The following is a 25,831-nucleotide window of genomic DNA, read 5'->3' as shown; positions in this document are numbered from 1 at the left end:
CGCAATACTGAAAAGGAGTATCACGCTATGGCTGACGCCGATTTTACACCATCAAGATTGATATCTAATCGTGAAAGAAAAGCTAAATGGCGTAAAGACTATTTGGCAGCACGATCTGAAAGTGTATTAACTTGGAACGACCACCGGCATAAGGTTAGATGTTGTGTCCTCTTTGTGAAAAATGGCAAAGAGCATCGAACACCTTGGTTTAACTATACAACTGCAAAAGTTGCACATCAGTTAATGGCAAATAAATATGGAGCGGCTGCAATTTATTTGGATTAATTTATTAAGCTGATCGAGCATCCCCAATCTGGCCAGGCGAAAAGCGGAAACCTCCTTGCCCGGGATTGCTCGTCTTTGAAAGATGCGTAATGAAATACTCAGAGCATGTACCTAATGTATTAGTGAAAAAGTATTCTGAGAGTAGGAGGTTCCCTGGAAAAGTGATTCTAGGAAGGCTTCTTAATGTTGAAGATGAAAATATGAATAAGGCATGGATAGCACTGGGTAAGCATCTGAGCTCAGAGAGGGATTGGCTTGAGCTATGGAGTTGGATATGTCATGCAAAGCTTAAAAGTCAGAAAATGCCGCGCGAAAATAGAGAGGATATTAAGAGAGATTTATTGGATCTAAGCAAAACATTTAACCTGCTGGCTGGAAAAGTTCGTACAAGTAAAAATTTAGACGTACCAGCCTATATGCTTCTTGATGACGATGAATTGACTATTCTTGGGTTGAAAAAACTTCATAGTCTTCATGCTGTGGATCGAGAGAGTCTGGCGCGAAATGTCTTACATTATTGGCCAAGTGCATCAGGGCTGTTAGAAGGTTTTGCCAAGCTTGCAAAAGATAAAGCCGGTAAGGTAATGAGTGAGACTGGCGCAGCAAGAAAGAATGTAGGAAATCCACAGCAGAGAGAATTTATTGTTTGTTTGGGTAGTTATTTTCTAATGGCACGGAGAGCGGACGGCACCACAATGATTGGCCGGCCATTGAATGCACACCTTGCATCTATTGCTAATGTAGTGTTTCTTGATGGCGATGCCAGTGACAGATCTGTACGTAGTATTCTTGCGACCTTAAAAGGCAAAAATAATTTGGTTTTAACGTCTCACCCTTCATCCTCGTAGAAAACTACGATGTGCTCATGCAGAACCGCATTGGATGCAAACAAGCGGGACTGGGTTATCAAAATAAGGAAACCACGCATGAGCAACACATATCTTCAAGCACCACAGTTCTACCGTATTACTGAACTCAAATCTCGTTTGGGTGTTTCAAGTTCTAGCATTTGGAGCTGGGTAAAGCAGAATAAATTTCCACAGCCAATCAAGCTATCTGCCAATATCACTGCCTGGAAAGCCTCAGACGTTGAAACCTGGGCACAAGCTCGTATTGATGCTAGCCAAGGTAGGGAGGCCGCCTAATTATGGATAAGAAAAAAGGCCACCTAAAGGCAGCCTTAAACCGTACTTACAACCATAACGATAATACAGCAAAAGCACAAAGACAAAGGTTGCTAGATTTTCTTGTAGTGTGGAACTCAATCACCACTATCGAAGCTCGGCGTGAGCTTGACATCATGATGCCAGCAGCACGTATTCATGAACTACGTCAGCAAGGATGCAAAATTGATACCGTTTGGACTAGCGATATCACAGAGCAGGGCAAGCAGCACCGCGTAGCTCGTTATGTATGGAGGATGGCAGCATGAACCACCAGCCATTAATCCATATCCAGGTTAAATCCGAGCCGCGCATTGATAGTCGCTTGATCGCTGATAGCCTGGGAGTGAAACACCAGAACACCTATGGGTTAATCAAAGACTATAAAGGTGACTTTGAGCAATTAGGGGTAATCCGGTTTCAAACCGGAAAACCTCCCAAGGGTTCAGCTGGTGGCAGGCCGGAACATTACGCCATGCTCAACGAAGATCAAGCCTATCTCTTGCTGGTCTACAGCCGTAATACTGTCAAGGTGCGTGCCATCAAGGTGAAGCTGGTCCAGGCATTCCGTGATGCTCGTAAAGCCTTGGAAAGCCATCAAACCGAGTACCTACCAGGCTATCATGCCATGCACGACGAATTGGCTCACCTCGATGCCAATAGCCGCCATATCCACATGAACTTCAATAGGCTGGTGAACAAGGCGGTAGGGATTGGATCTGGTGAACGTAACTCTTTGCCATTTCCACACAAGAGCATGCTGGTGGCTGCCCAATTCATTGCAGCGAGTGCGGCTCATACTGCCAGCAACAGCAAGGAGGCATACCAGAAGGCCAAGGACGCACTGCAGGCATTAATCCCACCAGCAATGCAACTTGCCCAGGAGAGTCAGTCATGACCGTAGCGACTTGGATAGGCTAATCCATGGCCGCCAGTCACTTATTCCGGCTGGGACGCATCAAGGGTAAGAATGGTATAGAGGAAGCACTCAAGCACAATCGTAGAGAAATTCAGCAAGAGCGTGGTACCGGTGGGCATATTGACCCGACAAGAATCACGCTCAATTACTCTCTGCATGGTGATGGATGTGCACGAGAAATCGCCGTTCGCGCCAAAGTCGCCATGCTTGAAGCTGGAATAGAAACTCCACGTAAAAATGGCGTGATGGGCGTGGAAATCCTTTTTAGTTTGCCTATTGATCGCCACCAGCATGACACTCGGCCATTCTTTCAGGATTGTTTGTCATGGGTGCAACGCAACATGCAGGGCGAGCTGCTGGCTTTCGATGTTCACTTGGATGAGTCAGCGCCGCATGCGCATGCCGTGATATTGCCGCTAGTTAAAGGACATATGCAAGGTAGTGATCTGATTGGCAATACAGGCAACATGAACCGCTTACGTAGCCTGTTCTATAGCGAAGTGGCAAGGCGATATGGATTAAGCCAGGTCAATGCCAAGATAAATGAGCGGGACAAAGCCATGCTTGCAAGGGATGTAATCAAGTCTCTATCTAGTGATCCGGTGCAACATTCTGCGTTATGGCCTTTTGTGCGTGATGCTATTCATGCTGACCCTGCGCCCTATGCCGAGCACTTGGCGTTAAGTCACTTGCCAGGCAAGCGTAAAAGGAAATCTTTCGTGCAGATTATGACCTCAGTTGGACATGGAAAAATACAAAACCCTATATAGGGAATTAGAGCAAAAAAACACAATTCCCTATCCTGTGTATAGGGAATTTACTTTTCAGTAGTATCAAGCTCATTCACACAGTAAAGACTTTCAAGTAATCCGTAACATCTTATGTTTATGAATAAAGTAGCCCGCTTTGATTGATTTGGGTGTTCAAAGCTTGCGCTTCCTCTGGGGTAATAAACATGCTTGTTCCATTAAAGTTAACGAGCATCTTCCCTTGAGGTTGTGTTTTACCGGAAAATACATTTGCATTTGGATTTACCATTAGCCCAATTTCAGGCTGAGCTTGTAGATTGGCTGTTCGTTGTTGCTGTTGCTGGACTTCATAATTTGTTTTGTTGGCGTTGGCATTGTAAGCACCAGTTTGAGCATCAACTAGAGGTTGGTTTTGCTCCATCTTCTGCCCCTCGTAGTATCCATTAGATAATCCAACACCAAGATTAAGCATATCTTTGCTATCGAGGATCGAGTTAAGCAACCCAGGATTAGTCGAAACTGACTTACCAAACACATCCGCTCCTAATTTGATTCCGCCCTTACTTCCAGACTCAACTAAACTGTTGATTAGTCCTTTTTGTGTAGTATCAGGCATTGCTTCAGCTGCAGCTTTTGTAAGCATATCGCCGGTTTGCACTCCAACAGAAGAGGCTGTTTGATTGGAGTTGTTGGTAAGGTCGCCAAAGAATTTACCAATTCCATCCTTCATATTGCCTAAGGCGCTCCCCATCATGGAGTCGCCAAAATTGGTAAGTGGGTTTACAAAATTCTTTGCCTGATCCATGAATGCAGTAGCACCTACACTGGCTAGACTAGAGACTGTCCCAATAGTTGAGAGCGTTTTATTGCCAGTAATGGTGCCAAGAGCAGAAGCAATGCCGCCTGTAATCATAATGCCACCGAGAAGGCCGCCGGCAGCAATACCAGCTTTAACAGTGCCTGCAGCAGCTATCAATGCAACGGCAGGAGCATGCTTATATTGAAACTTTCCTGACTTATAATGGCTGCCATAACCAACATCCGCCCAGGTTGAATATCGCTTGGCCTCGCTACCCATTACATAGCGGATTTGTGGCATTTCAATTGCGATCATTGATGTGTCTCAAGTAAATGGTGACCACATCTTAGCTTTACCCATGTATTTGCCTTAGGGTATTAATGGCCTTGAAAGGTTTCTTTAATGGCAATCCCACTCAAGAATCACGACAATTCGAGTACGTTGACGACAGACCCTTCACTACTGAAGATCGTGAAAGAATTGCTGCCGAGCTTTCCAGATCGTCACGTCCCTATCGCGCGGGAAGCAGCACGCAAAAGAGAGCGGCTCTCTTCAATACCTTTCTACGCAGCGAGGGCCGCGAAGGGCGGAGATCATTACTGGGTGAAATGGTCGCTCAGCTACATGGGGCCGGATTAAGTCCAGACCTTTCAGGCATTCTTTATTCCCGCGCTTCCCAAGTTACCTTCACCCGGCATACACATTTACTTTCACAGACATTAACGAGTGCAATAGTTGGATATGAATTGTATTGGCCATTAATCAATAAATTACCTGGAGGTTGCTTTTTCGAGTGCAGGTAAATTTTGTTTCCCATGAATATGGCAGTGGGTAATGTCTACAATTATCTGACTCGATAAAAATGCGGGAGTTTTCGGACTCGGTAAAAGGCGAGGGCCAGCTAGGTTTGATGCCTTGGTGGCGTGCAGCAGATATTGTCTTAGACCTGTAATGGTTTTAGTGGGACAATGCCCGCTTATGAGATTACAGTTTTGGTCTAGGGAAGTGCTGGAAGGTATATTTTTAGGTATAGAAACAAAAAAGCACCGCCTGAAATTCAGTAACGGTGCGCATTTTGATCAATCATTTGGTGCCCAGAAGAGGACTCGAACCTCCACAGTGTTACCACCACTAGGACCTGAACCTAGCGCGTCTACCAATTCCGCCATCTGGGCATCGAATATCGATGAGCCGCGCATTCTATAGGAAAGTTACATTTTGTCAACGAAAAAAAAGCAGATTAAAACGATAGCTGTGAAAAAAACCACTTCGTCACGTAAGCCCAAAGGAGTTCGGGCCAAAGACCCTCATGCAGAGCGAGAGATTGCAAAATACGATAACCCATTGCCTAGTCGAGAGTTTATTTTGTCTGTGATGGAAGAGCAGGGGGTGCCTGTGACCGTGGATCAGCTTTATAAGCTGGTTGGCATTAAAAAAGCTGAGCAAGAGATTTTTGGTCGCCGCTTGGCCGCGATGGAGCGAGATGGACAGATTTTGCAGAATCGCAAAGGGGCCTTGTGTATTACTGGTAAGGTGAATCTGCTGGCAGGTAAGGTGCAGGGGCATCCGGATGGCTTCGGCTTTTTCATTCCCGATGATGGAGGGGATGATTTGTTCCTTTCTCCGCGTGAAATGGCTCAGGTGATGCATGGTGATCGCGTCATGGTGCGTCCTGCTGGCGTGGACCGGCGTGGTCGGCCAGAGGGGCGGATTGTTGAGGTGTTGGAGCGCTCGACCAAGACGCTTGTAGGGCGTGTGATCAGTAGTCATGGCGTCACTATCGTGGCAGCCGAGGATAAGCGCGTTAACCAGGATATCCTGATTCCTTATCACCTTGATATGGAGGCGAAGGATGGGCAGGTGGTAACCGTGGAGCTAACAGAGCAACCATCCCCGCATGCCAAACCAGTAGGTAAGGTGATTGAAATTCTTGGTAATTATGCTGACTCTGGCATGGAAATCGAGATCGCCCTGCGCAAGCATCATTTACCCTATGATTTTTCCGAAGCAGCGCTCAAGCAGGCGCAAAAATATCCCAAGCAAGTGCGTGCGGCAGATTGGAAGGGGCGCATAGATTTACGCGAGCTGCCTTTGGTGACGATTGACGGTGAAACTGCGCGCGACTTTGATGATGCGGTTTACTGTGAGCCACAGGGCACAGGCTGGCGGCTGGTGGTGGCGATTGCCGATGTCAGTTTTTACGTCAAGCCAGGTGATGGTTTGGATAAAGATGCTTATGAGCGTGGCAATTCGGTCTATTTCCCACGTCGGGTTATTCCCATGCTGCCTGAAGCCTTGTCAAATGGTCTGTGTTCCCTTAATCCCGATGTGGACAGGCTTTGCATGATCTGCGATATGCAAATTAGCAGCACTGGCAGCATCAAACAATATAAGTTTTATCCCTCGGTGATGCGATCCAAGGCGCGGATGACATATACCAACGTGTTTGACATGATCAGCAACCCCCAGGGCGAGGTTGCGCGTGAATATGATTGGCTGGTGCCGCATGTTGGTCATTTGTATAAGTTATACAAGATCATGCTTGCGGCACGTGAGAAGCGTGGGGCGATTGAGTTTGAAAGCAACGAAACCCTGATGGTGTTCAATGATAATGGCAAGATTGAGCGCATTGAGGCGACTTCGCGCAATGAGGCGCATCGCTTGATTGAAGAATGTATGTTGGCTGCCAATGTCTGTGCCGCAGATTTTCTTGGCAAGCGTGAGCATCCTGCCTTGTATCGTATTCACGATGGCCCGACTGAGGAAAAGCTGGAGGCCTTGCGTACCTTCATGGGCGAGTTTGGTTTTACGCTGGGCGGCGGCGATAGCCCGCATGCCAAGGACTATGGCAGATTGCTGGCCCAAATCAAGGGGCGTCCCGACGAGCAGCTGTTGCAAACCGTATTGCTACGCTCCATGCAGCAAGCAGTATATAGTCCAGATAATATTGGCCATTTTGGCTTGGCGTATGAGGCCTATGCGCACTTTACTTCGCCAATTCGTCGATATCCGGATTTATTGATACATCGCGCTATTAAGGCCGTGTTAAATGGTGAAACCTACAAGGCAGGTGATTGGCAGGAGCTGGGTAAGCATTGCTCCATGACCGAGCGGCGTGCTGATGATGCGACGCGCGATGTGGAAGCGTGGCTCAAGTGCTACTACATGCAGGATAAAATCGGTGAGGAGTTTGATGGTACCGTCGCAGGCGTGACTAGTTTTGGCTTGTTTGTTGCGCTGGATGGTGTCTACGTGGAGGGCTTGCTGCACGTCACTGAGCTGGGAAATGATTACTTCAATTTCGACAAGGTCAGGCATGAAATGCTGGGCGAGCGGACTGGAGTGCGCTTCCGCTTGGGAGATAGGCTGCGCGTCAAGGTAGCGCGTGTCGACCTTGAAACCAGCCGTGTGGATTTCAGCCTAGTTGCCAGAGAGGATCAATTGCAGGCATCATCCGCCCCCGAAGATTCATCTACCAAGCGTCGTCGCGGCAAGCAAGGTGCTGCGGTTGAGGCTGCTAAGACCGTGACTGAGCAGGTGGTGGAAAAGCCTAAACGTCGCCAGGCTGCAGTTAAGGAATCTGTGTCCTTGCTGGAAGTATTGGTTCAGGAAGTAGTCAGTAAGCCGAAAGTACGCAAAGTGGCCACGACGCCAACGGCCAAGAAGTCGCGGACAAAGCCGCCGCGCGCAAGTAATGGAAAATCCCGCGCTAAAGTAACCACAAAGAAGAAAGCTAGTTAATTGAATGAGTGATGCACGTATTTTGTTTGGCTTTCATGCCGTATTGAGCCGTTTGCGCCAGCATGGGGCGAGCATTCAGGAAATCCTGATCGACAAGGACAGGGTGGATGCGCGGATGAAGGATTTATTGCAGATGGCAGAAAATGCCAATGTGCGTGTGATGCAAGTAGAGCGTGCGCGGCTGGATGGAATGGCGGGTGGTAATGCGCGCCATCAGGGGGTGATTGCACGGGCGATTGATACACCGATTCCCTACAAGGATATTCACGATATTCTTGAATCTGACCTCAAAGAGCCACCATTTTTCCTGGTGCTGGATGGTGTTGAAGACCCGCATAATCTCGGTGCATGTTTACGCGTGGCTGATGCAATGGGGGTGCATGCCGTGATTGCCCCCAAGGATAGGGCGGCGGGCTTGAATGCTACCGTGCGTAAGGTTGCTTGTGGTGCGGCGGAAACTGTGCCATTTATCGCGGTGACCAACCTGGCACGCACCCTGCGAGAGCTCAAGGATGCTGGTGTTTTTGTTGTAGGAACTGCTGCTGAGGCTAACGCAGATTTACCCGCTACTGATTTATCAGGCCCGTTGGCTCTGGTGTTGGGGGCAGAGGGTACTGGCTTGCGCCGATTGACACAGGAAAACTGTGATAGCTTAATTAGCATCCCCATGTTTGGATCGGTTGAGAGTCTGAATGTCTCGGTGGCAAGCGGTATTTGCTTGTACGAAGCACGCAGGCAGCGAATATCACAGCAGGGTTGATCTCCTGCCCATGGTGGGATTCTTTTAATTCTCGAGATTGAGTTTTTGAATGCAGCTCAATCTGTCGTGAGCCTGTCATGATGCATGTTGATACTAGCGGGGCAAGTGCGTGGCGCTTGCCCCAACATACAGGGTAAATATTGTGCCCTAGCTTTATTTTGGGCCGCTAAAATGTTATTTTATCGGTCTTTCCGTAGTTGTTTTCTCAAATATTATCTTTGGAGTCATCATGGCTGTTGAACGTACCCTTTCCATTATCAAACCCGATGCAGTTGCCAAGAACGTGATCGGCAAGATCTACACCCGTTTTGAAGATGCTGGCCTCAAGATCATTGCTTCCAAGCAGGTACAACTGTCTCAGGCTGATGCTGAGGGTTTCTACGCTGTTCACAAAGAGCGTCCTTTCTTTAACGACCTGGTCAAGTTCATGATTTCTGGTCCAGTGGTTGTGCAAGTGCTGGAAGGCGAAAATGCTGTGCTCAAGCATCGTGATCTGATGGGTGCAACTGATCCTAAGAAGGCTGATGCTGGCACGATTCGCGCTGACTTTGCTGACAGTATCGATGCTAATGCTGTTCACGGCTCTGACTCCCTGGAAAACGCTGCGAACGAAATCGCTTATTTCTTCGCGCAATCCAACGTATATAGCCGCTAAGGGTTAGCGCATGACGGTCAATCTCCTTAACTTGAACCAGGCTTCGCTCGCCGAATACTTCCAAAGTATTGGCGAGAAGCCATTTCGTGCCAAACAGATGATGCGCTGGATGCATCACTTTGGCGTGAAAGAGTTTGGGGAGATGACCGATATAGCCAAGGCGTTGCGTGAAAAGCTCGCCAAGGAGGCCGTGATTGTGCCTCCGTCAGTCCATCTCGAGCAAATATCGGAAGACGGTACGCGCAAGTGGTTGATTGACGTAGGTGCAGGCAATGGCGTTGAAACCGTTTTTATTCCCGAGGATGAGCGCGGGACGTTATGCGTTTCATCGCAAGTAGGCTGTGCGCTGGATTGCACATTCTGCTCCACCGGTCGGCAGGGATTCAACCGTAACCTCAGCGTGTCCGAGATTATCGGTCAGTTGTGGGTGGCTAACAAAGCCTTGGGGCGTGACCCCAAAGGCGACCGTATCATCAGTAATGTGGTGATGATGGGGATGGGTGAGCCGCTGGCCAATTTTGATAATGTCGTCGCTGCCATGAATATCATGCTGGATGACTCCGCGTATGGTCTGAGTCGCCGTCGCGTGACCTTGTCTACTTCTGGCATGGTGCCTGCGATGGATAGGTTGCGTGAGGAGTGCCCGGTAGCACTGGCGGTTTCCCTGCATGCGCCGAATGACGCGTTGCGGGATGAGATTGTCCCTATCAACCGCAAGTATCCGATTGCTGAATTGATGGCAGCTTGCCAGCGTTACCTCGAAAAAGCGCCACGCGATTTTGTGACGTTTGAATACGTGATGCTGGATGGAGTCAACGATACTGTCGAGCATGCCAAGCAATTGCTGGGCATCGTCAAGGATGTGCCATGCAAGTTTAACCTGATTCCTTTTAATCCCTTTCCCAATAGCGGCTACGATACTTCCAAACCAGATAATATCCGCCGTTTTCGCGACATTCTCATGCAGGCAGGTTATATCGTCACTACACGCAAGACGCGTGGCGAAGATATTGATGCAGCTTGCGGTCAGTTGGCTGGCAAGGTGCAGGACAAGACCAAGCGCTCGTTACGCCGTATCAAGGTGGAGGCGATTGCATGAAGCAGTACCTGGTTGCTGTTGCCGGGTTGTTGCTTGTTGCATGTGCCGCTACTGAAACCAAGCAAGATACCGAAGCCAGTCGCGAGCGTGCCCGTGTGCATACTGAGCTGGGGGCCGGATATTACGCCCAGAACCAGATTGCAGTTGCACTTGAAGAGTTTGAGCTTGCTGCGCAGATCAATTCTTTCTATGCCCCTGCATATAATGGATTGGGCTTGGTTTACGGCACATTGCGCGAGGATGAGAAGGCGGATACAGCTTTCCGCAAGGCGTTGCAGCTAGACCCCAAAAGCTCTGAAACTCGCAATAATTACGGTAGCTTTCTCTGCGCCCGTAACCGAATTGATGAGTCTATCGTTCAATTCACCGAAGCAGTCAAGAACCCGCTATACGTGACGCCTGGCGTGGCTTACATGAATGCTGGTACTTGCTTGTTGCGCAAGAAAGATATCAAGCAAGCCGAGCTTTATCTGCAACATGCGCTGCAATTGCAGCCACAACTATTCCAGGCTGGTTATCAATTGGCAGTCATTGCGCATAGCCGTGGCGAGTATGGTATTGCGCGTAATTACCTCAACCCCGCTTTGGAAAGCAATAGCCCGACTGCCGACATGCTATGGTTGGGTATCAAGCTAGCGCGAGAGACTGGGGATCGGGATAGTGAAGCCAGTTATGCCTTGCAGCTGAGAAGAAAATTCCCTAACGCCGAGCAAACAAAACAATTATTGTCAGGACAGTAATGATGAGTGAGCACGATTCTCCTGAACAGGATGTACAAGTAGCGCCAACTTATATTGACCGCATTGGACCCACATTGGTGGCCGCGCGGGAAAATCTTGGGCTGGTGGCGGAAGATATTGCCAACCGGCTGCGTCTAAGCCTGCGCCAAGTGCAGGCCTTGGAAAATGATGATTTTGCTGTATTGCCTGAAGCTGTCATCACGCGTGGTTTTATTCGTAACTATGCACGCTTGGTCAATATTGATGCTACACCGTTGTTGCGGGTTTATAGCCAATATGTCCCTGCTCAAGATGGCCAGGCGATCAGCATTCCCTCTGCCAATATCGTGATTTCCGGTGAGCCTGGTATGTCATGGCGACCTTATGTCTGGTTCGGTGTTTTGCTGGTAGTGTTGCTCGCAGCCTGGATACTCTATGTCGATTTTTTCCAGAAGCATGATGTTGTACCGGCATTAGCAGATTCGCCAGTGTCTAGTATCGTTGAGCAGGATAGTGTGATCGAAGGGCAAGCATTGGAAAATGTAGCGCCATCAGAGCCTGTATCCCCAGCGTCCGCTGAAAGTGCAGTTGCGCCAGAACAAGCAGCAGCTTCTGTCCCTGCAACAGCGCCACAAACTACGACAGAGCCTGCAATATCACCTGTCCAAGCGGCTGTTCCGCAGCCTTCATCCAGTGAGGGGGGGCAAGCTTCACCACAGGTTGAGGGTTCCCGGCTTAAATTTTCTGTGACTGAAGCGACCTGGGTTAGTGTTTTTGATGGTAATGGCAAGCAAATCTTGAATAAAACACTCGCCCCGAGTAGCGAGGAAATGATTGCTGGTCAGCCTCCATTCAGGATTGTGGTCGGTAATATTCATGGCACCAAGCTCGAATACAATAATAGCCCCGTTGACCTTGCTCCTTATACCAAGGTAAATGTGGCTCGTCTGAGGTTGGAGTAAGTCTTGGATTATCAAACACTCAGTCGTCGCAACACCAAGACCGTCATGATTGGCCATGTGCCAGTTGGTAGCAGTTCACCGGTCGTGGTGCAATCCATGACCAATACCGATACTGCAGATGCAGCTGCGACGGTAAAGCAAGTATATGAGCTGTGGCGTGCAGGCTCCGAAGTAGTGCGTATTACCGTGAACTCGCCAGAGGCAGCTGCACAAGTGTCTAGCATCCGCCGTCAGTTGGATGATCTTGGCTGTAATGTCCCGCTGGTTGGTGACTTCCATTTCAATGGGCATCGATTGTTGGCGCAATATCCCGATTGTGCCGAGGCCTTGGCGAAATATCGCATTAATCCCGGCAATGTAGGCAAGGGTTCCAAGCGTGATGAGCAATTCTCTGCCATGATCAAGGCAGCGATTGATTACAACAAGCCGGTGCGTATTGGCGTTAATTGGGGTAGCCTGGATCAAGCCAAGATGGCACGCATGATGGATGAAAACTCCAAGCGTGCAGCGCCATTGACGGCAGATGCCTTGATGCGCGAAATGCTGATTCAATCCGCTTTGGAAAATGCGGCCGAGGCAGAAGACTTGGGCTTGCCAAGTGACCGCATCATCATTTCCTGCAAGGTAAGCGCGGTACAAGACTTGATCAAGGTTTATCGTGATCTGGGTAGTCGCTGTGATTATCCATTGCACCTTGGCTTGACTGAGGCTGGCATGGGATCCAAAGGTATTGTGGCATCCACAGCCGCCTTATCTGTGCTAATGCAGGATGGCATAGGTGATACCATCCGTGTCTCCTTGACACCCGAGCCAGGCGAACCTCGTACCAAGGAGGTCGTGGTGGCGCAGGAGATATTGCAAACCATGGGCATACGTTCTTTTACGCCTTTGGTGACAGCTTGCCCTGGATGCGGGCGTACGACATCAACTTTTTTCCAGGAGCTTGCACAAAGCATCCAGCGTTATCTACGTGATCAGATGCCGATCTGGCGTAGCCAATACCCTGGCGTTGAGACCATGAGTGTGGCTGTGATGGGCTGTGTCGTGAATGGTCCTGGTGAATCCAAGCTCGCCAATATTGGTATTAGCCTGCCAGGAACTGGAGAAGTGCCAGTTGCGCCAGTGTATGTGGACGGCGAAAAAACTGTCACCCTCAAGGGCGAAGCTATTGCTGATGACTTCAAGGTGATCGTGGAAGAGTATGTCCGCGTTAATTATGCCGAAGGCGGGCGTTTGCGCCAGCAGGTATCCGGCAAGGGCCTGAAAACCATCCCGGTTAAAGCCATCTAGAACACTATAAATTCATTAAGTATCTATGTCTGATAAGTTTCAAAGTATCAAGGGTTTTTACGACATTCTCCCAGCCGATACCGCGCTGTGGCAACGGCTGGAGGATGCCGCCCGGCGTGTGCTGGCCCAGTATGGCTATCGTAATATCCGTCTGCCTATCGTAGAGCCGACAGAGCTTTTTATCCGTGGGGTGGGTGAGCACACCGACATTGTTGAGAAGGAAATGTACTCCTGGGAAGACAAGCTGAATGGTGATCGTCTTACCTTACGTCCAGAGGGGACTGCGGGTTGTGTCCGTGCGGTGGTTGAGCATAGTCTTACTTACAACGGGCCACAGCGTCTCTGGTACATTGGCCCGATGTTCCGACATGAGAATGTGCAGAAGGGCCGCCAGCGCCAATTCCACCAGATTGGTGCTGAAGCATTTGGCTATACCGGGCCTGATGTCGATGCTGAGCAGATTGCCATGCTCGCCCGATTGTGGCGTGAGCTAGGCGTGGCAGATGCAGTTGAGCTGCAATTGAATACAATTGGGGATGCTACTGAGCGTGCGGAGTATCGCCAAGTGCTGATCCGTTATTTTGAGCAACACGCAGATATCCTGGATGATGACGCTAAGCGTCGCCTGCATGCCAACCCCTTGCGTATCCTAGATAGCAAGAACCCTGCGATGCAGGCGATGATAGAAGCCGCACCTAAATTGTTGGACAGCCTGGGTGAGGAAAGCCGCGCTCACTTCGCGGGCGTGACCCACCAGCTTGACCAGTTGGGCGTTAAGTGGACCTTGAACACGCGCTTGGTGCGGGGCCTGGATTACTACAATCGCACCGTGTTCGAATGGGTGACCAGTAAGCTGGGTAGCCAAGGCACGATAGCAGGCGGTGGGCGCTACGATAGTCTGGTGCAAAGCCTTGGTGGCAAGGAAACACCAGCATGTGGTTTTGGTATTGGCTTGGAGCGCGTGTTCCTGCTCATGCAAGAGTGCGGTATTGAGGCGAGCAATAGCCCCGATGTATATCTGGTGAATGTCGGTGATGTCGCCAGCAAAGCGGCGTTAGCGATTGCGGAAGCGCTGCGGGATAGTGGTTTGAGCGTTAACCTGCATGCGGGCGGTGGCAGCTTCAAATCACAAATGAAAAAAGCCGATCAGAGTGGCGCACCTTATGCATTGATTTTGGGCGATGATGAAGTGGCAGCGAATGAAGTGTGCCTGAAACCATTGCGCGAAAATGGCGAGCAACGCAGAATGTCGCTGTCCCAAGCGATAGAGGCATTACATACATGACCGAACTGCTGCGCATTGAGAACCTGACTATCACGCCTAAGGCTGAGCCGGAGCGCTTGTTGGTTAAGCAGGTTTCTTTTGCGCTGGAAGCGGGTAAGACCACTTGTATCGTGGGGGAGTCAGGTAGTGGTAAAAGCCTGACAGCGTTGGCGGTGATGGGCTTGCTCTCGGATCAATTGCAATTGAAAAGCGGCAGCATTCATTTCAAGGGGCGTGATATTGCGCAGGCCAGCCATGCCCAGTTGCAGAAAATCCGTGGCAAGGAAATCGGCATGATTTTCCAGGAGCCCATGACCTCCCTCAATCCAGTATTGACCGTAGGCTATCAAATAGGCGAAAGCCTGACCCAGCATCTCAAGCTTACCGGCGCTGCGCTTAAATCACGCGTAGCCAGTTTGTTGCAACAGGTTGGCATCCCGCCAGAGCGCGCCAATAGTTATCCGGATGAGTTATCCGGTGGCCAGCGCCAACGTGTCATGATTGCCATGAGCATTGCTTGCGAGCCTGCCATGTTAATTGCCGATGAGCCGACAACTGCATTGGATGTGACGGTGCAGGCACAAATACTCAAGCTATTGGATGACCTAAAAACGCGTATGAATATGGGCATGTTGTTCATCACGCATGATTTTGGCGTGGTGGCTGACATTGCTGATAACGTGGTGGTCATGTTCCGCGGCGAAATTGTTGAGGCAGGGCCGGTAAAAGCCGTGCTACAACACCCGCAGCATCCTTACACTCAAGCTTTGCTTGATTGCGTGCCTGATGCCGAGGGCAAAAAACCACTCAAACCTATCGATTATGCCTGGTTGAACACAGGAGTTGCGTGATGAGTGCTACACCAGACAAATATATCCTCCTGGCACGCGGTCTTAATAAATCCTATACCCAGCGTAGCGGACGTTTTGGCTTCGGCAGCACCAAGGTCAAGGCGTTGGATGAGGTCAATATTTCGCTGCGTGCAGGCAGTACGCTGGCGGTAGTGGGGGAGTCTGGTAGCGGCAAATCCACTTTGGCGCGTTGTCTGTTACAATTGCAGCCCTTGGATAGTGGCGAAGTCATTTTTCAGGGCAATAATCTGGCAGGTCTTTCGGGTAGTGCACTGCGGCAAGAGCGTCGGCACTTGCAGATGATTTTCCAGGATCCATTTGCTTCGCTCAACCCGCGCATGAAAGTGCGGGATATTGTCGCCGAGGGCTTGGTGATCCATGAAATTGGCACGGCAAAAGAGCAGCAAGACAAGGTCGTGCAGATGCTGGAGCGAGTTGGCTTGAGCGCTGCCGATATGAATAAATATCCCCACCAGTTTTCCGGCGGTCAGCGTCAGCGCATTGGCATTGCCCGTGCACTCGTGCTGCAACCCAAGGTGGTGGTGTGTGATGAACCAGTTTCTGCCCTGGATGTATCGATTCAGGCGCAGATTTTGTTGTTGTTGAAAAGCCTGCAGCAGGAGATGGAATTGAGCTATATCTTTATCAGCCATGACCTGCGTGTAGTACGTCATATTGCGGATGATATTGCTGTGATGTACAAGGGGCGCATCGTAGAGCAGGGGAAAGTTGAGAGTATTTACAATACTCCGACCCAAGACTACACCCGCAATTTGTTGAATTCTATCCCTGGACGTAAGTCCTTGGCAGCGTAATTTTAGGAAAGAGCATGGCATACGATTTGGAAGAACAGGATCAGCTGGATGCACTCAAGAGCTGGTGGAAACGTAATGGCAATGCCATCGTTGGCGTAGCAGCTGTTGCCTTGGTAGGCTTTGGTGGCTACGAAGGCTGGAAGTACTATCAGTATCAACAATCGGCAGCGGCTTCTGTGCAATACCAGAACATGGCCAACACTGATATTAAGGATGCTGCCAAGATCCGTGCATTGTCTGCTGAGCTGATCGATAAATATTCCTCTACGCCGTATGCAGGCCGCGCTGCCGTTGCTGTCGCCAAGCTCAATTATCAGGAGCAGGATTTGGAAAGCGCCAAGTCGCAACTGACTTGGGCAACCAAGAATGCGAAGGAAGACGCTGTGCGTGCCATTGCATCGCTGCAGCTGGCTTCTATCCAATATGAAGAAAAAGCGTATGACGCAGCACTAAAGACCTTGTCTGAAAAGCTTGACGCAGGTTATGCAGGATTGATTGCCGACCTCAAAGGCGATGTGCTCGTGGCGCAAGGCAAGACGGAAGATGCCAAGGCCGCTTATAAAGACGCGCTGACCAAGCTTGATATGCAAGGTGATTACTACAAGTATACCGAGCACAAGCTGGAAGCACTCGGCAGCTAAGCCGATATAAAGCGAATTAAGTGGAGCTAAGTTTGCGTTCAATTTCATTGCTAGTTGCCGCCGCCCTGATGATGGGTGGTTGCAGTACCATCACTGATCTCAAGACCGATATATCAGAGCGAGTGTTCGGGCGTGACCAGGTTGACCCTCCCGCCGAACTGGTCGATTTCAAGCCAACATTAAAGCCCAAGATCGTCTGGTCTGCCAAACTGGGAGACTCAGAATTGGCAGACTTTATGCCAGCTACCTCTGAAGGTGCGGTTTATGCCGCTAGCGGGGATGGTGAAATTGCCAGGTTTGACGCGATCACCGGTAAGCAGGTGTGGAAAATCAATGCAGGCGAAACGCTGACCGGCGGTGTTGGCTTAGGTAGCCAATTAGTGCTGGTCGGTACCCCCAAGGGTTATGTGCTGGCATACAACCTGGACGGTAAGTTGCTGTGGAAGTCCAAGGTCAGTAGCGAAGTATTGAGTGCACCACAAGTGGATAACGGTGTGGTGGTGGTACGTTGTGGCGATAGCCGGATTTTTGGTTTGAATGCCAAAGATGGTGCGCGTAAATGGGTGTATGAGCGCGCAACACCAACCTTGACCTTGCGTAGCAGTGCTGGGGTGACGATTTCCGACGGTGCTGTTTATGCTGGTTTTGCCGGTGGAAAACTTGTTGCCTTGCGGGCAGAGGATGGCAAGACATTGTGGGAGGCATCGGTGGCCTTGCCCAAAGGGACGACAGAGTTGGAACGTATTGCCGACATTACCAGCCTGCCAGTCGTTGATGGCCCGCTGGTCTATGCTGTTGCGTATCAGGGCCGAGTGGCCGCTGTTGAGCGTACCACTGGCCGAGTGACCTGGAATCGTGATATTTCGAGCTATACCGGCTTAGGTGCAGAAGAGGCTCGCGTCTACGTTTCACATGCGAGCGGCGCTGTATTTGCGCTGGATTATTCCAGTGGCCGTACTTTCTGGCGCCAGCCTGATCTAAAGAACCGCCTGTTGAGTGCACCATTGCCTATGGGTGGCGTGGTTGCCGTGGGTGATGTTGAGGGCTATATCCATTTCATGGATAGGGACGAAGGTAATTTTGTTGCCAGAATACAAACAGAAAAAAGTGCCATCATGCCTCAGCCAGTGGCAATTGGTACCAATGGTTTCCTGGTTCAGACCCGCAAGGGCGGCCTGTACGCAGTTTCAGTAGTTCCACAATGATGTTACCAACGATTGTTCTCGTGGGGCGGCCCAATGTCGGTAAGTCGACATTGTTTAACCGGCTGACTAAAACCCGTGATGCCCTGGTCGCCGATCTGCCAGGTTTAACGCGCGATCGCCACTATGGTCGCGGCGTAGTTGGCAGCAAGCCTTATTTAGTTGTTGATACAGGTGGTTTTGAGCCATTAGTCGATAGCGGCATTCTCAAGGAAATGGCGCGCCAGACATTGCTGGCGATTGATGAAGCCGATGTGGTGATTTTTCTGGTGGATGGCCGCAACGGCCTGGCTCCTCAAGACAAAGTGATTGCGGAGCGGCTACGCAAGAGCCAGCGGCCTATCTTGCTGGCTGTCAACAAAACAGAAGGTATGCAACGCGCAATCGCCAGTGCCGAGTTTCACGAGCTGGGCTTGGGTCATCCCTTGTCGATTTCCTCTGCACACGGCGAAGGTGTCCGTGACCTAGTAGAACTTGCGCTGGAGAACTTTCCTGATCCAGATGAGGAAGAAGAAACCAAGGCTAACCAGGTGCCTAAGGTGGCAATCGTCGGTCGTCCGAATGTGGGGAAATCTACGCTAGTCAATGCCTTATTGGGCGAAGAGCGCGTGATTGCATTCGATCAGCCTGGTACTACTCGTGACTCGATCTATCTGGATTTAGAGCGCAACGGTAAGCATTACACTATTATCGATACTGCCGGTGTGCGTAAGCGTGGCAAAGTATTTGAGGCGGTTGAGAAGTTTTCCGTGATCAAGACCATGCAGGCCATCGAGGAGGCGAATGTTGCCATCTTGGTGGTTGATGCGCAGGAGGGGATTACCGAGCAGGATGCGCATGTATCCGCCTATATCCTGGATAGTGGTCGTGCATTGGTGGTCGCAGTGAATAAGTGGGATGGCCTGGAAGAGGACAAGCGCGAGTGGATCAAGCGAGAAATTGACCGTAAACTGCAGTTCCTTGATTTCGCCAAGTTCCACTATATTTCTGCCTTGCGTAAAAAGGGTTTGGGCGAGTTGTTTGGGTCTGTTGATGGTGCCTATAAAGCTGCCATGGCCAAGCTATCAACTCCGCAGCTCACACGTGTGCTGGAGGATGCCACCATGCAGCACCAGCCGCCGATCAGCAAAGGGATACGTCCCAAGCTGAGGTATGCCCATCAGGGCGGTAGCAACCCGCCTATCGTGGTCATACACGGTAATCATGTGGATGGCATCAAGGAAAGTTACCGACGCTATTTGGCAGGGGTGTTCCGCCAGGCCTTCCAGTTGACAGGTACGCCACTACGCGTGCAGTTCAATCAGGGCAATAATCCTTTTGCCGAGCCAGAAGAACGTAAGCAGGGTGAGGGGATTGTCAGTATGCGCCGACGCAAGACAGCTGAGCGTGCTGCGCTGAATGCGCGCAAGAATGAAGAGCAGGGACGCAAGGTCAAGAAAAAGCCTGGCGTTGTCGCTAATGCCCGGAATGTAAAAAAGCCCTCAATCAAGAAGTAAAGTAATTGATGGGTCTTAATGGCGAGACGTGAAATAATTTGGCCGGGCAATGCCCGGCCAAATTATTTAAACTTTTTGCTTATGTTGCTTAAAACAGGCTTTCCCAGAATTTCCACCAGACGCGTTCGTCTTTGGGGACATTAGCACCTAGCATTGGGCTATTAGGATAGTTTTGTGCCAGCACGCGCTTGGTATCGTCGCGCAAGTCATTCATGCCCATTTCATCATAGGCACTGATCAGAATCACCAAGGCTTCTTCGATGTGTGGGGTGTCAGGGTAGAACTCCATCACGTATTTGCAGCGATTGGCCGCAGCAACATACGCTTGGCGCTTCATGTAGTAACGCGCAACATGCAGTTCATGCTCGGCGAGGGAGTTCACCAGATAGCTCATCCGCAAGGTAGCATCCTTGATATAGCGGCTATTGGGGAAACGATTCACTAGCTCCTTGAGAGCCAGGAACGATTCGCGCAGGGATTTGGGGTCGCGGTCGCTGATTTGCTGTTTGGTGAGTTTTTCTATGATGCCGCGTTCATTGAATGTGGCAAGGCCTTTCATGTAATAGGCGTAGTCTACATTGGGATGGTTTGGGTGTAGCTTGATGAAGCGGTCTGCCGCAGCCATGGTGGCAGCCGGGTCGTTCTTCTTGTAATGTGCATAAATGACTTCGAGCTGTGACTGGGTGGCATAGCGACCATGTGGATAGCGAGATTCAAGAATCTGGAAATACTTGATGGCTTTTTCATAATCGCGGGTGGTCATGTTTTCTGCCGCAGCCGCATATATGCGCTGTACTGGCCAGCCTTTTGTTTCATCCAGTTCTGTTGGAGAGCCGAAAATCGCGCAGCCTGTGAGCCAGAGTACTGCAATTAACGCTAAACTATGCTTCATTTACAAAATCCATGATTAAGGTTGTGGGTGCCGTTTAACACAATGCCGCCGCCTTGATGCGGCGCATAAAGATTGATTATAACCGATGAGCAACACCGCAACGCCTATTACCCTCACAATTACCCAGGAGCTTGGGGGCATGCGTCTCGACCAGGCGCTGCAACGCTTGATGCCCGAACATTCACGTTCGCGCATTCAAGGCTGGATCAAGGATGGCTTGGTCACGATTGCCAATGAAACCCCAACAGCTAAATTCAAGGTCTGGGGAGGGGAGCTGGTGCAGATTACTCCACAAACAGCACCTGAAGCATTGGCATTCGAGCCTGAAAACATCCCGCTGGACGTCGTGTTCGAGGATGAGCATATCTTGGTGATCAACAAGCCTGCCGGCCTGGTAGTACACCCTGCTGCGGGCAATTGGAGCGGTACATTGCTCAATGCCTTGCTTTACCACGCTCCGCAGCTCAAGGATGTACCACGTGCTGGCATCGTGCATAGGCTGGATAAGGATACGAGTGGTTTGTTAGTCGTGGCCAAGACGCTGGCGGCACAAACTAATTTGGTAAGGCAATTGCAGGCACGCACTGTTAAACGGGAGTATCGTACTATCGTTTGGGGCCAAATATGGCGGAATGGCAAGGTCGATCAGCCGATTGGCCGCCATTCGCATGCGCGCACCAAAATGGCAGTGAACCAGATGGGTAAGCCAGCAGTGACGCATTATGAAGTGCTTGATCGTTTTTCCGTACATACCTATATGCGCTGCTTGCTCGAAACGGGCCGTACGCATCAGATCCGCGTGCATATGCAACACCTCAAGGCGCCGATTGTTGGCGATCCGGTCTATGGCATCCGTGGCATATTGCCGCTACGTCATATCTCTGACAATCTCAGGAGCGTGTTGCTCGACTTCAAGCGTCAGGCATTGCATGCTATCCGGCTTGGGTTGAAGCACCCCGCCACTGGTGAGTCCATGGAGTGGCAAGTAGAGCTTGCAGCTGATATGAAGGTGCTACTAGAGGCGATTCGTGCAGAAAATGTGCCGCCAGAAGAGGCAGAAACCTTCTATGTGCATGACGACGAATTCGCCTACGAGTATGACGAAGACGAGGGTGATGACTGGTATGACGACGAGGAGGAAGATGATGCTGAGTGATCGGCATCTGATCATTCCTGATTGGCCTGCACCGCCTAATGTCAGGGCGTTGCAAACAACGCGGCAGGGCGGTATCAGCCAGGCACCTTACAATAGTTTTAATTTGGGCATGCATGTGGCTGATGAGCCACTGGATGTAGCCGCCAACCGTCAGCGTCTGAATCGCTATGTACCTACTGAGCCGGTATGGCTCAATCAAGTGCATGGAATCACTGTGGTGGATGCAAGCACTGCCAGTTGTGTGCCAGATGCCGATGCCGCTTTTGCCCGCACTCGTCATACAGTATGTGCCGTAATGACGGCAGATTGCTTGCCCGTGTTACTGTGCGATAAGGCGGGCACTATTGTGGCTGCGGTGCATGCTGGCTGGCGTAGCCTGCTGGATGGTGTGATAGAGGCTACAGTGCTGGAAATGGGTAAGCCTGGCGATCAGCTTTTGGCCTGGATGGGCCCAGCTATCGGGCCGGATTCATTTGAGGTTGGCGATGAGGTTAGGGAGGCCTTTTTGGCGCGAGACCCTCAGGCTGTAAAAGCCTTTAAGCCGACATCTGCTGGAAAGTGGCTGGGTGATATGTTTATGCTGGGGCGACAGCGTCTGGCGACCATGGGTGTCACCAATATCTATGGCGGTGGCTTATGTACTTATCAAGATGCGGAGCGGTTTTTCTCTTTCCGCCGCGATCAGGCTACAGGCCGAATGGCTAGCCTGATCTGGCTAGAATAACGCTACCATCACCCGCTTATTGTTCTTCCAGTAGCGGAATGCCTTCTCCGCCAGCATAGAACACAATCACGACAGCGGGGCTACTTCCTGTATATCCACGGTGCACAGCATGCACCATTTCGGGGAGCGCTTGCCCCGGACCGAGGCGCATTGTTTCACCAGTGCCTTGCTTTTCTACGGTAATTTCACCAGACAAGATGTAGGCGACATTAGGAATAGGGTTGCTATGCCATGGCAATGAAGTGTTGGCTGGAATGGTAAAGCGCAACACGCTCAACTCTGGCTTGCCGCCAGGGTAATTGGCATAGCCCTTGCCATCCCAAGCCTTGACGGCTCTCAGTACAGGTTCAACTTGCAGTTGTGGCTCAGAGGCCGCAAATACAGTTGTACTGAAAAGGTGAAGTCCTGCAATACAGCACAATGTCCAGAAAGTTTTCATGAGGCACCATTCCTTTCTCACTGATAGCAATGTCATACAGTGCTATTGAAGCAAGGAGCGGGCCAGGGTAAATATTGAACAGTTGCCTAGATATTTTGCCCGATACGCCAGAGTACACCACTGGGATCGTTAAAGACGAAATCCCGCATGCGCCATGGCTGGTCGACCAGTGCAGAGATTTTGCTGCCGTATTTTTCTGCAATGCCGGATTGTTGGATATGGGCATACCATGCTGCGACATCTTCTACCTGTAGATGCATCATGAAGTTGTCAGCATAGGTTTGCACATAGAAGTCTTGCAGCAAGAAAGCGCAATGTTCCACGCAAAAGTAGGCTACACCGCCACCTTCGGAGCGTTTCTCAAAGCCAATATCTTGATAAAACTGCTGGGAAAGCTGGAAATCCTTGGCAGGCACAAAAGTTTTGATTTCAATGGTCTTGAGTGTCATGTTGTGATGTTCGTGGGGTTAATGATGTCGTCGTGCAGCAATCATGGGAGTCCCGCCATCAGGGTGATTAAGCAATACACACGGTAGATCGAAACAGGCTTCTACCATGGCGGGAGTCATGATGGCTTCCACCCGGTCAATCGCTTGTAGGCGACCATCGCGCAGTAGCGCAATACGGTCAGCATACTGCGCTGCGAGATTGAGATCATGCACGATAGCGATCACAGCCACATCACCTTTGTCTGCCCATTTACGCGCGATATTGAGGATGCGATGCTGTTGACGAGGGTCAAGTGCCGCAGTGGGCTCGTCAAGCAATAGCAGTCTAGGACCTGCACCAGCTTCCCATATCTGTGCCAATATGCGTGCCATTTGCACTCTCGCTTGTTCGCCGCCTGAGAGGGTGGTGTAAACCTGTTCGGCCAAGTGTGTTGCATCTACCTCTTGCATGGCAGCCATAGCAATCTGGTAATCCTGTGGTCGATTTGCACCTTGATGGTGCGGATGACGCCCCAAGAGAATGATTTCCAGGGCGGTGTAAGCAAAGCCGACTTCTGCGTGTTGTTGCATGAGTGCGCGCTGGCGTGCGAGCTTGAGCAGGTTCCATTCCGAGAGGCGCTGATTGTCCCAGGTCACTTCACCATGCGTGGGTTTCAATTCTCCGGACAGCAGACGAATCAATGAGCTCTTGCCAGCGCCATTGGGGCCACAGATCGCGACGAGCTCACCCGGGACAATCGTAAAGTTGATGTCCTGTAACAAGGTTTTGCTGCCGATATTAAGCCCAGTGTTGATGACCTTCAGCATGAGAGATGCTCCTATAATCCGATCTTGCGGCGCATCCGGAACAGCAAGGCCAGGAAGAAGGGCACGCCGAGCAGGGCCGTAATGATGCCGACGGGAACTTCTGTTGGCACGGCAATAGTACGTGCCAACAGATCTGACAATAATACGAGGATGGCACCTACCAGTGCCGAGGCCGGCATTACCAGCCGCTGATCTGGGCCAATCGCGAGTCTGACCAAGTGAGGGGCAACCAGGCCAATAAAGCCAATGATGCCAGTGACCGATACTGCTGCACCTACCGCCAGTGCAATCGCCGCAATACACACTTGATTGAGGCGGCGAACGGAAACCCCGAGTAGACTGGCTTGAACCTCGCCAAGCGCCAATGTATTGAGCGCGCTAGATTGTCTGAGCAGTATCAGGACAGCACTGCCACTTAGGCATGCCACCATCGTGACCATAGGCCAAGTAGCCGCGCCCAGGCTACCTAGGGACCAGAAATTGAGCGAGCGCATTTGCAAGTCCGAAGCGATGAATGTCATCAAGCCGATCAGCGCACCGCACAATGAACCAATCGCAATACCTGCCAACAGCATCAAGGCAATCGAGGTACGCCCCTGGCGCGTTGAAATGACGAAAATCAGGATGGTGGCAAGCAGGCTACCGATGAAGGCGAAGATGGGGAGGGCAAACTCGCCAATCACATTGTGCAATGCAGGCATCCAAGTGCCGCCTAGTACGATGGCAAGTGCTGCAAACAGGGCTGCGCCTCCCGATACGCCAACCAGGCCAGGCTCTGCCAATGGGTTGCGCAGCAAGGCCTGCATTGCTGCACCCGATACCGCGAGCGCTGCACCAGTGAGCACACCCAGGGCCAGGCGGGGCAGGCGGATATTCCACAGTACCATGGCTTGTTGCATGTGCTCTTGCGGGATGGATTGCCAACCGGAAGAGCCTGGCGGGATCAATAGCAGTTTGATGACATGGGCTGGGGCAATACTCACTGCACCTATCCCTGCTGCCAATATAACCAGCAGACACAACGTCAGGCCCAGTGCAATCAGGACACGGCTGCGTAGCTGCAGGCTGCGACTAGCTGGCAAAACCAAGGGTAGGGTAGAGGCTGCCTTGCTCATTGCTTACGGATGGCTTGCCCTAGCTCAACAAGTGCAGCTGGCAGGCGTGGGGTAAAGCCAAGAATATATTGTGTATCCATGCTGACAATCCGATTGTGTTTGCCTGCAGGCGTCATGCCGATGCCAGGGGTTTTTAGAAAACCACTTAATCCGCCGCTGGCTTCCAGGCCTTCACTGGTGGTGATAATGACATCAGGGGCGGCAGCCACCAAAGCCTCAGCGGTAAGAGGGCGATAGCCTTTGTATTGTCCGGTGACGACATTTTCGGCATGCACCAGCTTCATGACTGCGGAGGCCGCTGTTTCATCACCAGCGACTTGAGCACCGCGTCCGGCATTATTCATGACGAATAACACTCTTGGTTTACCAGGTAACTTCGCAAGTTTGGCCTCTGCGTCTTTCCAGGCTACTTCAAATTGCTTGGCAACTTGCTCCGTATTGGCTGCCCCTAATTGTTGGCCTACAGTACGAATATCAGCGGCGACTTGCTGTGGAGTATGGGCGGACTCTGGTAACTGTAATACCTTGACTCCTGCATTACGTACTTGTTCAATCACATTGCGTGGTCCTGCGCCAGCTTCAGCGATGATCAATGTTGCTCCAGTGGAAACCAGGCCTTCTGCAGATAAGGTGCGCATATAGCCCACCTTGGGCTTGCGGGCCGCTTCCTCCGGATAGGCGCTGGTGATGTCATTGGCAATCACTTCATTACCTTTGCCTAGGGCATAGACAATTTCTGTGACAGCACCGCCTACTGTCAGCAGCTTTTCTGCTGCAAGAGCCGGATAGCTGCCTAGCAATAAGCTGGTAGCTAACAGGAAGGTACGTATGTTCATCAT

28 protein-coding genes and 1 tRNA gene are annotated in these 25,831 nt (G+C 50.8%); 21 read left to right on the top strand and 8 right to left on the bottom strand.

The window, feature by feature from the left end:
- Positions 1-27: 27 nt before the first annotated feature.
- From LG202_RS05475 to LG202_RS05450, 6 genes are all read left to right on the top strand, one after another.
- Positions 28-285: a hypothetical protein gene (locus LG202_RS05475; RefSeq protein ID WP_230347391.1), complete on the top strand. Its 258-nt coding sequence runs from the start codon at positions 28-30 to the stop codon at positions 283-285.
- An 89-nt stretch (positions 286-374) separates the two neighbouring features.
- Positions 375-1,133, top strand: coding sequence for a hypothetical protein (locus LG202_RS05470; protein WP_230347390.1), 759 nt, complete (start codon positions 375-377; stop codon positions 1,131-1,133).
- 78 nt (positions 1,134-1,211) lie between these two features.
- Complete coding sequence (locus LG202_RS05465; RefSeq protein ID WP_230347389.1) at positions 1,212-1,430, top strand: helix-turn-helix transcriptional regulator; 219 nt, start codon at positions 1,212-1,214, stop codon at positions 1,428-1,430.
- Positions 1,431-1,432: 2 nt separating this feature from the next.
- Entirely contained in the window at positions 1,433-1,717 is a 285-nt protein-coding gene (locus LG202_RS05460) for a helix-turn-helix domain-containing protein (protein WP_230347388.1), read from the top strand.
- A complete protein-coding gene (locus LG202_RS05455; protein WP_230347387.1) occupies positions 1,714-2,346 on the top strand; it encodes a Rha family transcriptional regulator in 633 nt (210 codons plus the stop codon). Before LG202_RS05460 ends, LG202_RS05455 begins: the two co-directional genes overlap by 4 nt.
- 26 nt (positions 2,347-2,372) lie before the next feature.
- Positions 2,373-3,137, top strand: a complete 765-nt coding sequence (locus LG202_RS05450) for a plasmid recombination protein (RefSeq protein WP_230347386.1) — start codon at positions 2,373-2,375, stop codon at positions 3,135-3,137.
- 115 nt (positions 3,138-3,252) lie between these two features.
- Here LG202_RS05450 and LG202_RS05445 read toward each other — a convergent pair whose 3' ends face one another.
- Together LG202_RS05445 and LG202_RS05440 are read right to left on the bottom strand one after the other, a co-directional pair.
- On the bottom strand, positions 3,253-4,230 hold the full coding sequence (locus LG202_RS05445; protein WP_230347385.1) for a hypothetical protein: 978 nt from the start codon (positions 4,228-4,230) through the stop codon (positions 3,253-3,255).
- A 773-nt stretch (positions 4,231-5,003) separates the two neighbouring features.
- A tRNA-Leu gene (locus LG202_RS05440) sits at positions 5,004-5,090 on the bottom strand.
- Between the two features lie 199 nt (positions 5,091-5,289).
- On the opposite strand from LG202_RS05440, the gene rnr reads away from it, so the two are divergent.
- The 13 genes from rnr (at position 5,290) to der (ending at position 19,410) form a co-directional block, all read left to right on the top strand.
- Positions 5,290-7,656: a ribonuclease R gene (gene rnr / locus LG202_RS05435; protein WP_459724656.1), complete on the top strand. Its 2,367-nt coding sequence runs from the start codon at positions 5,290-5,292 to the stop codon at positions 7,654-7,656.
- Positions 7,657-7,660: 4 nt separating this feature from the next.
- Positions 7,661-8,416: a 23S rRNA (guanosine(2251)-2'-O)-methyltransferase RlmB gene (gene rlmB / locus LG202_RS05430; RefSeq protein WP_230347383.1), complete on the top strand. Its 756-nt coding sequence runs from the start codon at positions 7,661-7,663 to the stop codon at positions 8,414-8,416.
- Between the two features lie 229 nt (positions 8,417-8,645).
- Positions 8,646-9,071: a nucleoside-diphosphate kinase gene (gene ndk, locus LG202_RS05425; protein WP_230347382.1), complete on the top strand. Its 426-nt coding sequence runs from the start codon at positions 8,646-8,648 to the stop codon at positions 9,069-9,071.
- Between the two features lie 10 nt (positions 9,072-9,081).
- Positions 9,082-10,170, top strand: coding sequence for a dual-specificity RNA methyltransferase RlmN (gene rlmN / locus LG202_RS05420; protein ID WP_230347381.1), 1,089 nt, complete (start codon positions 9,082-9,084; stop codon positions 10,168-10,170).
- Positions 10,167-10,910 (top strand): type IV pilus biogenesis/stability protein PilW, encoded by a 744-nt coding sequence (gene pilW, locus LG202_RS05415; RefSeq protein WP_230347380.1) that lies wholly within the window; start codon positions 10,167-10,169, stop codon positions 10,908-10,910. Before rlmN ends, pilW begins: the two co-directional genes overlap by 4 nt.
- A 2-nt stretch (positions 10,911-10,912) precedes the next feature.
- Positions 10,913-11,851 carry a RodZ domain-containing protein gene (locus LG202_RS05410; protein ID WP_459724514.1) on the top strand — a complete coding sequence of 313 codons (939 nt, stop codon included), beginning with the start codon at positions 10,913-10,915 and terminating at the stop codon, positions 11,849-11,851.
- A gap of 3 nt (positions 11,852-11,854) precedes the next feature.
- Positions 11,855-13,141, top strand: coding sequence for a flavodoxin-dependent (E)-4-hydroxy-3-methylbut-2-enyl-diphosphate synthase (gene ispG, locus LG202_RS05405; RefSeq protein ID WP_268867567.1), 1,287 nt, complete (start codon positions 11,855-11,857; stop codon positions 13,139-13,141).
- A 25-nt stretch (positions 13,142-13,166) separates the two neighbouring features.
- On the top strand, positions 13,167-14,426 hold the full coding sequence (hisS, locus tag LG202_RS05400) for a histidine--tRNA ligase (protein ID WP_230347378.1): 1,260 nt from the start codon (positions 13,167-13,169) through the stop codon (positions 14,424-14,426).
- Positions 14,423-15,256 carry an ATP-binding cassette domain-containing protein gene (locus LG202_RS05395; RefSeq protein ID WP_230347377.1) on the top strand — a complete coding sequence of 278 codons (834 nt, stop codon included), beginning with the start codon at positions 14,423-14,425 and terminating at the stop codon, positions 15,254-15,256. The genes hisS and LG202_RS05395 overlap by 4 nt, the downstream gene beginning before the upstream one ends.
- On the top strand, positions 15,256-16,071 hold the full coding sequence (locus tag LG202_RS05390) for an ABC transporter ATP-binding protein (protein ID WP_230347376.1): 816 nt from the start codon (positions 15,256-15,258) through the stop codon (positions 16,069-16,071). Before LG202_RS05395 ends, LG202_RS05390 begins: the two co-directional genes overlap by 1 nt.
- 14 nt (positions 16,072-16,085) lie before the next feature.
- On the top strand, positions 16,086-16,712 hold the full coding sequence (locus LG202_RS05385; protein ID WP_230347375.1) for a YfgM family protein: 627 nt from the start codon (positions 16,086-16,088) through the stop codon (positions 16,710-16,712).
- Positions 16,713-16,744: 32 nt separating this feature from the next.
- Complete coding sequence (bamB, locus tag LG202_RS05380) at positions 16,745-17,917, top strand: outer membrane protein assembly factor BamB (protein WP_230347374.1); 1,173 nt, start codon at positions 16,745-16,747, stop codon at positions 17,915-17,917.
- Positions 17,917-19,410, top strand: coding sequence for a ribosome biogenesis GTPase Der (gene der, locus LG202_RS05375; protein WP_230348048.1), 1,494 nt, complete (start codon positions 17,917-17,919; stop codon positions 19,408-19,410). The genes bamB and der overlap by 1 nt, the downstream gene beginning before the upstream one ends.
- 88 nt (positions 19,411-19,498) lie before the next feature.
- Here the strand turns inward: der and LG202_RS05370 are convergent, their stop codons facing one another.
- Complete coding sequence (locus LG202_RS05370) at positions 19,499-20,302, bottom strand: outer membrane protein assembly factor BamD (protein ID WP_230347373.1); 804 nt, start codon at positions 20,300-20,302, stop codon at positions 19,499-19,501.
- Positions 20,303-20,387: 85 nt separating this feature from the next.
- Between LG202_RS05370 and rluD the strand changes: the two genes are divergently transcribed.
- Positions 20,388-21,458, top strand: a complete 1,071-nt coding sequence (rluD, locus tag LG202_RS05365; protein WP_230347372.1) for a 23S rRNA pseudouridine(1911/1915/1917) synthase RluD — start codon at positions 20,388-20,390, stop codon at positions 21,456-21,458.
- Positions 21,448-22,182, top strand: coding sequence for a peptidoglycan editing factor PgeF (gene pgeF, locus LG202_RS05360; protein ID WP_459724654.1), 735 nt, complete (start codon positions 21,448-21,450; stop codon positions 22,180-22,182). The genes rluD and pgeF overlap by 11 nt, the downstream gene beginning before the upstream one ends.
- Positions 22,183-22,198: 16 nt before the next feature.
- Here the strand turns inward: pgeF and LG202_RS05355 are convergent, their stop codons facing one another.
- The 5 genes from LG202_RS05355 to LG202_RS05335 all read right to left on the bottom strand — a co-directional run bounded on the left by LG202_RS05355 (position 22,199) and on the right by LG202_RS05335 (position 25,831).
- On the bottom strand, positions 22,199-22,621 hold the full coding sequence (locus LG202_RS05355; protein ID WP_230347370.1) for a cupin domain-containing protein: 423 nt from the start codon (positions 22,619-22,621) through the stop codon (positions 22,199-22,201).
- A gap of 86 nt (positions 22,622-22,707) precedes the next feature.
- Positions 22,708-23,070: a VOC family protein gene (locus LG202_RS05350; protein ID WP_230347369.1), complete on the bottom strand. Its 363-nt coding sequence runs from the start codon at positions 23,068-23,070 to the stop codon at positions 22,708-22,710.
- Between the two features lie 18 nt (positions 23,071-23,088).
- Positions 23,089-23,874 (bottom strand): heme ABC transporter ATP-binding protein, encoded by a 786-nt coding sequence (locus LG202_RS05345; protein ID WP_459724652.1) that lies wholly within the window; start codon positions 23,872-23,874, stop codon positions 23,089-23,091.
- 14 nt (positions 23,875-23,888) lie between these two features.
- A complete protein-coding gene (locus LG202_RS05340; RefSeq protein WP_230347367.1) occupies positions 23,889-24,992 on the bottom strand; it encodes a FecCD family ABC transporter permease in 1,104 nt (367 codons plus the stop codon).
- The gene (locus tag LG202_RS05335; RefSeq protein ID WP_230347366.1) at positions 24,989-25,831 is read right to left on the bottom strand and encodes an ABC transporter substrate-binding protein; all 843 of its coding nucleotides are present in this window, start codon (positions 25,829-25,831) and stop codon (positions 24,989-24,991) included. The genes LG202_RS05340 and LG202_RS05335 overlap by 4 nt, the downstream gene beginning before the upstream one ends.

The organism is Methylobacillus methanolivorans (assembly GCF_054588515.1).
Note: the sequence above shows the minus strand (reverse complement) of the source record. Positions and strands in the feature narration are given on the sequence as shown.